Annotated in this window: 11 protein-coding genes; 2 read left to right on the top strand and 9 right to left on the bottom strand. The window is 71.3% G+C overall.

The genetic code is table 11. The features are described from left to right. From AC1D12_RS15880 to AC1D12_RS15845, 8 genes are all read right to left on the bottom strand, one after another. Positions 1-657, bottom strand: a 657-nt coding sequence (locus AC1D12_RS15880) for an XdhC family protein (RefSeq protein ID WP_477841432.1), incomplete at its 3' end; no start/stop codon positions are given. 157 nt (positions 658-814) lie between these two features. After that, positions 815-1,009 carry a hypothetical protein gene (locus tag AC1D12_RS15875; RefSeq protein ID WP_047506063.1) on the bottom strand — a complete coding sequence of 65 codons (195 nt, stop codon included), beginning with the start codon at positions 1,007-1,009 and terminating at the stop codon, positions 815-817. Between the two features lie 145 nt (positions 1,010-1,154). After that, positions 1,155-1,808 carry a DUF3299 domain-containing protein gene (locus AC1D12_RS15870; RefSeq protein WP_082004400.1) on the bottom strand — a complete coding sequence of 218 codons (654 nt, stop codon included), beginning with the start codon at positions 1,806-1,808 and terminating at the stop codon, positions 1,155-1,157. A gap of 14 nt (positions 1,809-1,822) precedes the next feature. Further along, a complete protein-coding gene (locus AC1D12_RS15865; protein WP_477841430.1) occupies positions 1,823-3,097 on the bottom strand; it encodes an ABC transporter permease in 1,275 nt (424 codons plus the stop codon). Continuing rightward, positions 3,094-3,819 (bottom strand): ATP-binding cassette domain-containing protein, encoded by a 726-nt coding sequence (locus tag AC1D12_RS15860; RefSeq protein ID WP_477841428.1) that lies wholly within the window; start codon positions 3,817-3,819, stop codon positions 3,094-3,096. The genes AC1D12_RS15865 and AC1D12_RS15860 overlap by 4 nt, the downstream gene beginning before the upstream one ends. Next, complete coding sequence (locus tag AC1D12_RS15855; RefSeq protein WP_477825122.1) at positions 3,813-4,355, bottom strand: DUF2796 domain-containing protein; 543 nt, start codon at positions 4,353-4,355, stop codon at positions 3,813-3,815. Before AC1D12_RS15855 ends, AC1D12_RS15860 begins: the two co-directional genes overlap by 7 nt. Before the next feature lie 80 nt (positions 4,356-4,435). Then, positions 4,436-4,780 (bottom strand): hypothetical protein, encoded by a 345-nt coding sequence (locus AC1D12_RS15850; RefSeq protein WP_465113309.1) that lies wholly within the window; start codon positions 4,778-4,780, stop codon positions 4,436-4,438. Between the two features lie 28 nt (positions 4,781-4,808). Beyond that, positions 4,809-5,420 carry a hydrolase gene (locus AC1D12_RS15845; protein WP_477825121.1) on the bottom strand — a complete coding sequence of 204 codons (612 nt, stop codon included), beginning with the start codon at positions 5,418-5,420 and terminating at the stop codon, positions 4,809-4,811. A 50-nt stretch (positions 5,421-5,470) separates the two neighbouring features. Here AC1D12_RS15845 and AC1D12_RS15840 point away from each other — a divergent pair, with 50 nt between their 5' ends. After that, complete coding sequence (locus AC1D12_RS15840) at positions 5,471-6,109, top strand: TetR/AcrR family transcriptional regulator (RefSeq protein ID WP_477825120.1); 639 nt, start codon at positions 5,471-5,473, stop codon at positions 6,107-6,109. 1 nt (position 6,110) lies between these two features. Here AC1D12_RS15840 and AC1D12_RS15835 read toward each other — a convergent pair whose 3' ends face one another. Continuing rightward, positions 6,111-6,329, bottom strand: a complete 219-nt coding sequence (locus tag AC1D12_RS15835; RefSeq protein ID WP_477841426.1) for a hypothetical protein — start codon at positions 6,327-6,329, stop codon at positions 6,111-6,113. A gap of 181 nt (positions 6,330-6,510) precedes the next feature. Here AC1D12_RS15835 and AC1D12_RS15830 point away from each other — a divergent pair, with 181 nt between their 5' ends. Then, entirely contained in the window at positions 6,511-9,048 is a 2,538-nt protein-coding gene (locus AC1D12_RS15830; RefSeq protein WP_477841424.1) for a response regulator, read from the top strand. The last annotated feature ends 171 nt before the right edge of the window (positions 9,049-9,219 follow it).

Raw genomic sequence — 9,219 nt, 5'->3', positions numbered from 1 at the left:
CCTCTCCAGCGCCAGGTCATCGGGCATTGCCTTGCTGAACTGCGTGCCCGGCACGTCCCAGGTGAGGTGGTATTCCTCGCGCGGGTCGCAGCAGGTGACCTCGAAGTCGAGCGCCAGCGCCATCTGCGCCAGCACGCGCGACAGCTGGCCGGCGCCGATGATCAACAGCCGCCAGCGCGGGCCGAACAGTGCGCGCAAGCAGCGGCCGTCGAACGCGAAGCCGTCGCCGCGCGACGCGGCCTCGACCTGCACCGTGCCGGTGTCGAGGTCGAGCAGCCGGGCGACGAGTTCATGCCGCTGCGTGCGTTCGAGCACCTCGTCGACCCAGGCGGTGTCCTGCAGCGGCTCCTGCACCAGCCGCAGGTTGCCGCCGCAGGGCAGGCCGAAGCGGGCGGCTTCTTCCTTCGTGACGCCGTAGGTGATCAGCTGCGGCCGCGCGACGCGCTCGCCGGTGCGCACGCGCTCGATCAGGTCGTCTTCGACGCAGCCGCCGGAGACCGAGCCGACCACCAGGCCGTCGTCGCGCATCGCGAGCAGCGCGCCGGGCGGCCGCGGCGCGGAGCCCCAGGTCTCGAGCACGGTGACCAGCCAGACGGCATGGCCGTCGGCGCGCCACTGGCGGGCCTGGGTGAGCACTTGCAGGTCGAGGCTGTCCATCGCGAAGCGGGTCGGGGAGGGACAGGCATCGTAGCGCTTGGGCAAGGGCCCTGCCGGCGCAGGGCCACGGAAGAAAAAACGCCTGAAGCCGGAGATCACATGTTGGGAGATGGCTTCAGGCGGGGAGGAATCATCAATGGAGGGGGCAGGGCGGCGATCAGGCGTCGTTGGCCTGCACGCGCTTGCCGATCACTGTCACCGCCGGCAGCTGGATCACCGTCATGCGGGACTCGGCGTCGGCCTTGGCGCGGGCTGCCGTCTGTGCGGCGGTATGGGCTTGCGCGGCGAAACCGAGCGAAGCGGTGGCGAGCAGGGCGAAGGCAAAGGCGATGGCGGAGAGGCGGCTGGTCATGGTGGGCTCCTTGGTGTGGCAGGGCAGCGGGGCTGCGATGGAGTGAACTCTAGGAGTCCGCCTCTTGCGCGCCCAGCGGCTTGCGACCAACTGCCGGAAAGCAGGGACCAACTGCGCTGCCGGCCGATGGCCCCTCACCAGGAACTCACCGGCTGCGCCGGTAGGCCTCCGTCACATCCCCCTCCATCCGGTACCCCGAGGTCCCGAGCGCCGTGTCGCTGAAGGCCGCGTGGATCGTGCCGCTGACCCACAGCGCGTCCATCGTGCGCACGCCGGCCAGCGGCTTCGCGAGCTTCACGTGGATGGTCTGGTTGGCCGGCGGCGGCGGCACGTGGATGCAGGCACCGAAATAGGGCACCAGCAGGAACTCGCGCAGCTGGTCGCTCTCGCCTTCCAGCGGCACGACGAAGCCGGCGATGCGCACCCGCTGCTGGTCCATCGCGGCATTGGTCGGCGCGTTGTTCCAGGCCCGCTTCAGCCGGTCGAGCGCCGCCTGCGCGCGCGGATCGCCGTCGCCGAACATCCGGAAGCTCAGCGCCTGCACGTCCTTCATCGGGTCCCAGTCCTTCGGCGTCAGGTCCTCCCAGGTCGTCAGCTTGTAGCCGCCGGCCACCGCCGCGCTGGCGGCGCGCGCCGCGACGGCCGGCGCCAGCTTGTCGCCGATGCGGTAATCGGCCGCATCGGTCTTCGGGCTGTCGGGCACCTTCGGGCCGTCGGCCGCATCGCTGCAGGCGCCGCACAAGGCCAGCACGGCCGCGAACACGCCACTCCAGACGGTCTTTGTCTCGATCCTGTTCATCATGATTCCTTTCATCACAGGCGCGGCGTCAGGCCGTCCGACAACGACAAGCGGCAGGCCCGCCACGCCGGCAGCCCCCCCGCCACCAGGCCGGCGGCGAGCACCAGGCCGATCAGCTTCCATTCCCCCACGCCCGACACGCCGGGTGCCGGCGCGCTGCCGAACTGCCCTTGCAGCCACGGCCCGGCGAGCAGCGAGAGGCCGGCCAGCAGCACGAGTGCGAGCGCGGTGCCGAGCAGCGTCGCGCCGACGCTCTCGGCCACCAGCAGCGCCGCGATGTGGCGCGGCCCGGCGCCCACCGAGCGCAGGATCGCCAGCTCGCGCCGCCGCTCGTTCAGGCTTGCGAGCACCACCGCCACCAGCCCGGCCAGCCCGACCACCAGCACCAGCGCCGACACCGCGAGCAGCGTGCGCTCGACCACGCCGACCACCTGCCACAGCTGGTCGAGCGCGACGCCGGGCAGCACCGCCAGCAGCGGCTCGCCGTCGAACTCGTTGATCTCGCGCTGGGCCCGGAACACCGCGCCGCGCTGCTCGAGGYCGACCAGCACCGCGGTGATCGTCTTCGGCGTCAGGTCGAACTTGCGCACCAGCTCGGGCGCGATCGCGAGACCCGGGATCGGCGCACCGCCCTGCCAGTCGAGGTGGATCGCCTCGATCGCCTGCAGGCTGATGTGCACCGTGCGGTCGACCGGCGTGCCGGTCGGCGCGAGGATGCCGACGATCGTGAACGGCTTGTCGGCATGCTCGGCCAAGCCTTCTCCGCCGCTGCCGTGGCTCAGCGTGATGCGCTGCCCGATCGCGTAGTGCAGCGAGCGTGCGACCTCGGCGCCGACCACCGCCTCGAACACGCCGTCGACGCTGCCGCTGAACGCCCGCCCCTCGGCCACCACCAGCGGCCGGCGGTAGCCGTAGCGGAAGTGCTCGAAGTAGCCGGTGTTCGTGCCCAGCACCGCGAAGCCGTGATGCGAATCACCGAGCGACAGCGGGATGGTCCATGCGACGCCCGGCCGCTTCGCGAGCGCCTCGGCGCTGGCCCAGCGGATGTTGTTGGTCGCCTCGCCGAGCCGGAACACCGCGTACAGCATCAGCTGCACCGGGCTCGTGCGGGCGCCGACGACCAGGTCGGTGCCGGACACCGATTGCGCGAACGCCTCGCGCGCCGCGAGCCGGCTGCGCTCGACGCCGAGCAGCATCGTGACCGACAGCGCAATCGCGGCGATCGCGAGGCCGAGCGTCGCGCGGCGGTTCCAGGCGCTGGCGAGCGCGATCTTCAGCAGAGGCTTCATGCGGCCTCCTGCTGCAGCACGGCGGAGCGGTTCAGCTCGGCCAACGCCACCTCGCGCGTGAAGTGCGTGGCGAGCCGGCGGTCGTGGCTGACGAACAGCAGCGTCGCCTGCGCGGCGCTGCACTCGCGCAGCAGCAGCTCGATGAAGCGCTGCTGCGTGGCCGCATCGAGCGCCGAGGTCGGCTCGTCGGCGATCACCAGCTCGGGCCGGCCGAGCAGCGCCCGCGCCGCAGCCACGCGCTGCTGCTGGCCGACCGAGAGCTGGGTGGCCGGCCGCGCGAGCAGCGTGCGCGGCAGGTCGAGCGCTTCCAGCAGGCGGCGCGCCTCGTGCACCAGGTCGCCGTCGGAGGCAGCCTGCGCCCGCGCCGCGCGCAGCGCCGAGAAGCGGCACGGCAACAGCACGTTGTCGAGCACGCTCAGGTAGGGCACCAGGTTGAACTGCTGGAACACGAAGCCGACGTGGTCGACGCGGAAGCGGTCGCGCGCGGCGCCCGGCAGCGCGGAGACCTCCTGGCCGAGCGCCGTCACGCGGCCGGCGTCGGGCACCAGCACGCCGCCCAGCAGGCCGAGCAGCGTGCTCTTGCCGCTGCCGCTCGGGCCGTGCAGGAAGACGCGCTCGCCGGCCWGCACGCTGAAGTCGTCGATGTCGAGGCAGGGCGGCAGCGCGCGCTGCCAGCGAAAGCGCAGCTGCTGCACCTGCAGCAGGGGGGGCGGGCTCACCATGTGACGCTCCGGCGGCCCGGCAGCAGGTCGAGCGCGCGCTGGCCCGAGGGGGCGGCGACCTGCACCTTGAGCCGGCGCAGGTTGGGGAAGTGGCGCATCAGGTCGACGTCGACGCCGGCCAGCGCCTGCGGGGCGTCGCAGGTCCAGCTGAAGTCGGCATCGAGGTCGGCATGGCCGTCGCCGTCGGCCGGCGTTGCCTCGATCGACTCGCCGAGTGCGGCCGATGACGCGAGCCGCACGGTGGTGAGATGGCAATGCGCCGCGGCGGTCGGTGCGAACACGCCGCCGGCATCGCGCAGCGTGCGCGCCATCTGGCGCACTGCCGTGCGTTGCACGTCGGTGCGCGGCACGTGCTCGAAGCCGAGCAGGTTGTCGAGCGGGCTCTCGAGGCTGATCTGCAGTTGGGGGCCGTCGACGACGACGCGCAGTTCGGCGACGCCGTGCACATGGGCGCCGGGCTCGTGGGCCTGGGCGTGAAGGGAAGCGAAGGTGGAAGCCAGCGCAATGCAGGCCGGCAGCAGGGAATGGATCTTCATGACGCGTGGTTCCGGTGGGCCCGCGGCGACAGCGCGCGGGCAGGCACGAAGGCGCGCGGCCCAGCGGCCGCGGCGCACGTTCAGGACAGCGTCGAAAGGGGCGGAGCGCGGCTCAGGTAGGCCGGCTCGAAGCGCGCATCGCGCGCGGTGACCGGTGCGGCAGCGGCCAGTTCGAAGCGCGCCGACGACAGCGCCGGCAGCGCCACCTGCGGCGTGGCGGGGTGGTCGAGCTGCGCGCAGGCCAGGCACTGGGCGCACAGCGTGTCGGTGTCGGCCGCATTGGCAGAACTCGCCTGCGGCAAGGCCGCCAGCGATTGCCGCTGGTGCTCCAGCGCATGCCCCAGCACGTGCAGCACCGCCTGCTGCTGGCTGAACACCAGCAGCAGCGCGAGCAGGACGCGCCAGGCGACACGGGATGCGGACATGGCCGACAGTATGACGGCGGCTTGAATGTCAGACCATGTCGGTCGGTGTCGTGCCCGGTGAAGAAAGGATCTGCGCCGTGCGGCGCACATGGCCGAGCCGTGGCATCACGTACTGCATCGACGCCAGGTGCGGCTCGGCGAGCGGCGCGCTGCAGGCGTCCTCGGCGATCAGCAGCTGGTAGCCGAGCTCCCAGGCCGCGCGCGCCGTGCCTTCGACGCCGATGTGCGTGACGATGCCGCCCAGCACCAGCGTCGCGATGCCGCGCCGGCGCAGTTGTAGGTCGAGCTCGGTGCCGTGGAAGGCATTCCACTGGCGCTTGACGATCTGCAGGTCGCCGGGCGCGCTCGGCAGCGCTGCGGGGTCGTCCCACCAGTGCGCCGGCAACCCTCCTGGCGGCAACGGTGCGGGCTGGTCGGTGGTCTGCGTCAGCAGCTCGGGGAAGCCTGCGTGCCAGCCGACCTTCACGCGCACGACGAGCGCGTTCAGCGCGTGGAACCGGTCGGCCAGCGCTGCGGCGTTCGCGAGCACCGTGGCACTGTCGTGCGGGGCGCGGCCGAAGCCGGTGATGCCTTGCTGCAGGTCGATCAGCACGAGCGCGGTGCGGGCGGGGTCGAGCGGTGTGGAGTCAAGAGATAGCATGGGATCCTTCAGCGGCTGATTTGTGAGGGTGTCCTCGCAAAACAAATTCTATGAGGAAGTCCTCACAAAAGTCCAGTGCCCCGGGCTCGGGCGATGCCGCGCCGGTCGAACGCGTGCGCCGCCAGCGCGGGCACCAGCGCGTCGAGGTGCTGCTCGGTGCCGCGGCGCAGGTGTTCGCCGAGAGGGGTTATGACGCCGCGACGATGACCGAGATCGCGGCGCGCGCCGATTCGTCGATCGGCTCGCTCTACCAGTTCTTCCCGACCAAGCCCGAGGTGGCGCAGGGTGTGATCGCGCTGCAGGCGGGCGAATTGCAGGCACGGCTGGGCGCGATGGCCGAGGCGAGCGCCGGCTGGGATGTCGATGAGCTGAGTGCGCGGCTGGTGGTCGCGCTGATCGAGTTCCGCGCTGCCCATCCGTCGTTCGCGCGGCTGGTCGACTCGCCCGGCGCGCCGGCCGCGCAGGTGCAGGCGGTGCGCCAGGCGATGCGCGTGCAGCTGGCGCAGATCCTCGCGCCGCATGCGGCCGGCCTGGCGAAGGCGCGGCTGGCCGCGGTGGCGGTGGCGGTTCAGCAGGTGATGAAGGCGGCGGTCACGCTGAACACCGAGGCGGCGCCGGGCACGCGCGCCGCGCTGGCGGAACTGAAGGAGATGCTGCGCGTCTACCTGCGCGCCGCGTTGCAGGCCTGAATCAGGCGGCCAGGTCCAGCCACAGGTCGACCTTGGGTGCGTTCGGGTCGCGCGGCTTGCGCCGGCGATTCTTCTGTCCGCTGCCGTAGGTGGCGACCGGCGTCGTGATGCGGCGCAGGTCGTCGAGCACCGCGTCGGTGGGGGGCGCCTGGCGTGTCGATTTCGCCGGCACCGACGCTGCGTTGAACAGTTCACGCGGCAGGAACAGGGAATCGCYCATGGGGGCCTCGCTCGGTCGGGGATGTCGTGCCGCAGTGTGCGGCCGGCGTGTTTCAACGGGGCTTCCCTTCGGGTTTCATTTGTTGCACGCACCGCGACTTCCGGGCATAAGGGAAGGGCTCATCAGACGCACACGAACATACGCACGCACAGGCCGGCATGCCGGTCGACAGGGAGGTGGCGTGGGGATCAGTCATGACGCCGCCGTGCCGTCCATCGGGCACGATCCCGCGGCAGCATCCGACGATGACGGCCCGGCGTTCCTGCCGGACCAGGCGGCCAGCCCGGCGCAGCGCCGTCGCGCAACGACCATCATCGTGGTCTCCGTCCTGCTGTTCCTGGCCTTGGCACCGTTTGCAAAGGTCAAGCTGGCGCCCTTCCCGAGCTTCATCGCCCTCTATGAAACCGCGGTGGTCGTCAACGACCTGATCACCGCCGTGCTGCTGTTCGGCCAGTCGCGCGTGCTGCGGGCGCGGCCGCTGGCGGTGYTGGCGAGCGGCTACCTGTTCGCGGCCCTGCTGGTGGTCGGCCATGCGCTGAGCTTCCCGGAGCTGTTCGCGCCCGAGGGCCTGCTGGGTGCGGGGCCGCACAGCACGGCGTGGATCTACCTGTTCTGGCACCTGGGCTTTCCGCTGTTCGTGCTGGCCTATGCGTGGCCGCGCCGCGGCCCGCGTGCCGCCTCGCACCCGTTCGCGGTGCCGCTGTTCACGGTCGCTCTGGCGCTGGGGCTGATCGCGTTGGCAACCGCGGGTGCGTCGCTGCTGCCGGCGGTGATGCAGGGCTCGCAATCGACGCCGCTGCTGCGCGGGATGGTCGGGGTGATCTGCGTCGTCACGGTGCTGACGCTCGGCTTGCTGTGGCAGCAGCGCCGCCAGTCGGTGCTCGACCGCTGGCTGATGGTGGCGTTGTGCGCCTGGCTGTTCGACACCGCGCTGTCGGCGATGCTGAACGGCGGCCGCTACGACCTGGGCTTCTACGCCGGCCGGCTGTACGGTCTGCTGACCTGCAGCGTGGTGCTGTACGAGCTGCTGCTGGAGAACGGCTGGATGGTCGCGCGCCTGGCGCAGGCCCATGCGGACGAGCGCCGGCGCGGCCGTGAACTCGCCCTGGCCCGTGACCAGGCGCAGGCCGCCGATGCGGCGAAGAGCCTGTTCCTCGCCAGCATGAGCCACGAGATCCGCACGCCGATGAACGCCGTGATCGGCCTGACGCAGCTGGTGCTCGACGGCCGGCTCGAAGCGCAGCAGCGCGGCCATCTCAACAAGGTGCAGACCTCGTCGAAGGCCCTGCTCTCGCTGCTGAACGACATCCTCGACTACTCGAAGGCCGAGGCCGGCCGCGTGGTGCTGGAGAGCGAGGAGTTCAGCCCGGAGGAAACGATCGAGAACGTCGGCAACCTGTTCGCCGTGAAGATCGAGGAGGCCGGGCTGGAGCTGGTGTTCGAGATCGACGAGGCCATTCCGCAGCGGCTGCTGGGCGACTCGCTGCGGCTGACGCAGGTGCTCAACAACCTGGTCGGCAATGCGATCAAGTTCACGTCGCGTGGCGAGATCGTCGTCAGTGCCGCGCTGCTGTCGCGTGACGAGGACGGCGTCGAGCTGCGCTTCGGCGTGCGCGACACCGGCATCGGCCTGACGCCCGAGCAGGCGGGGCAGCTGTTCCAGGTGTTCAGCCAGGCCGAGCGCAGCACCGCGCGGCGCTATGGCGGCACCGGGCTGGGGCTGGCGATCTGCAAGCGGCTGGTCGAGCTGATGGGCGGCACGATCGAGGTCCGCAGTGCGCCCGGCGAGGGCAGCCTGTTCACGTTCAACGCCCGCTTCGGGCTGGCGCACGAGGGTGCCGAGCGCATCGACCTGCATGCGATCCGCGGCATGCGCACGCTGGTGCTGGACAACCAGCCGACCGCGCGCGTGGTGTTGCAGCAGGTGCTGCAGAGCTGGCGCTTCCAGGTGGGCAGCGCGGCCTTCGCGGGCGACGCGATGCACAAGCTGAAGCGTGCCGATGCGCAGTCGCCGTACGAGCTGCTGCTGCTCGACTGGCGTTCGGCGGATCTCGATTTCGTGCACGAGGCGCGGCGCCTCATGGCCGAGCGCGGCGCGCCGCCGCTGGCGATCGTCGCGATGGCGACGCCGCACACGCTGGAGCGGGTCAGCGAGGCGCTGGGCGAGCTGCCGCTGACGGGCGTGCTGAGCAAGCCGGTCACGCCGTCGCGGCTGTTCGACACGGTGGTGCGGCTGCAGCGCGGCGAGCCGGCGAAGGGCACGCCGGCGGTGTCGCGCAGTGCCGGCTACGCCGAGCAGCTGAAGCCGCTGCGCGGCGCGCGCGTGCTGCTGGCCGAGGACAACCTCGTGAACCAGCAGGTGGCGCTCGCCTTCCTGGCCCTCGGCGAGCTCGAGGTGACGGTCGCGAACAACGGGCTGGAGGCGGTGGAGTGGGTCCGCAAGGCCCCCTTCGACCTGGTGTTGATGGACATGCAGATGCCGGAGATGGACGGGCCGCAGGCGACGCGGGTGATCCGGCAGTTGCCGCAGGGCGAGCACCTGCCGGTCATCGCGATGACGGCCGCGGCGATGGACGAGGACCGGCAGGAGTGCTTCGCGGCTGGCATGAATGCGCACGTCAGCAAGCCGATCGATCCGCAGGATCTGGTTCAGGCGTTGCTGGATTGGATGCCTGGGTCGGTCGTTCGGTCGTCCTCCGCGTCGCGTCGCGGCGGGTGAGGGGCTGGGCTGGTGGCTCATGCCGAGGCGGTCGWCGCCCCAGGGGGCGYCGACTCCACKRMGAAGMTCGGCTYCGKGGGTGCATCGCCAAACTCCCKCCACTCACTTCGTTCGTTGTGGTCAAACAGTGGCGATGAGYMWGTCTACGAAGCGCGCTGGCGCGCGCCACCC

The sequence above is a fragment of the Rhizobacter sp. P1_G5 genome (assembly GCF_056405435.1).
Note: the sequence above shows the minus strand (reverse complement) of the source record. Positions and strands in the feature narration are given on the sequence as shown.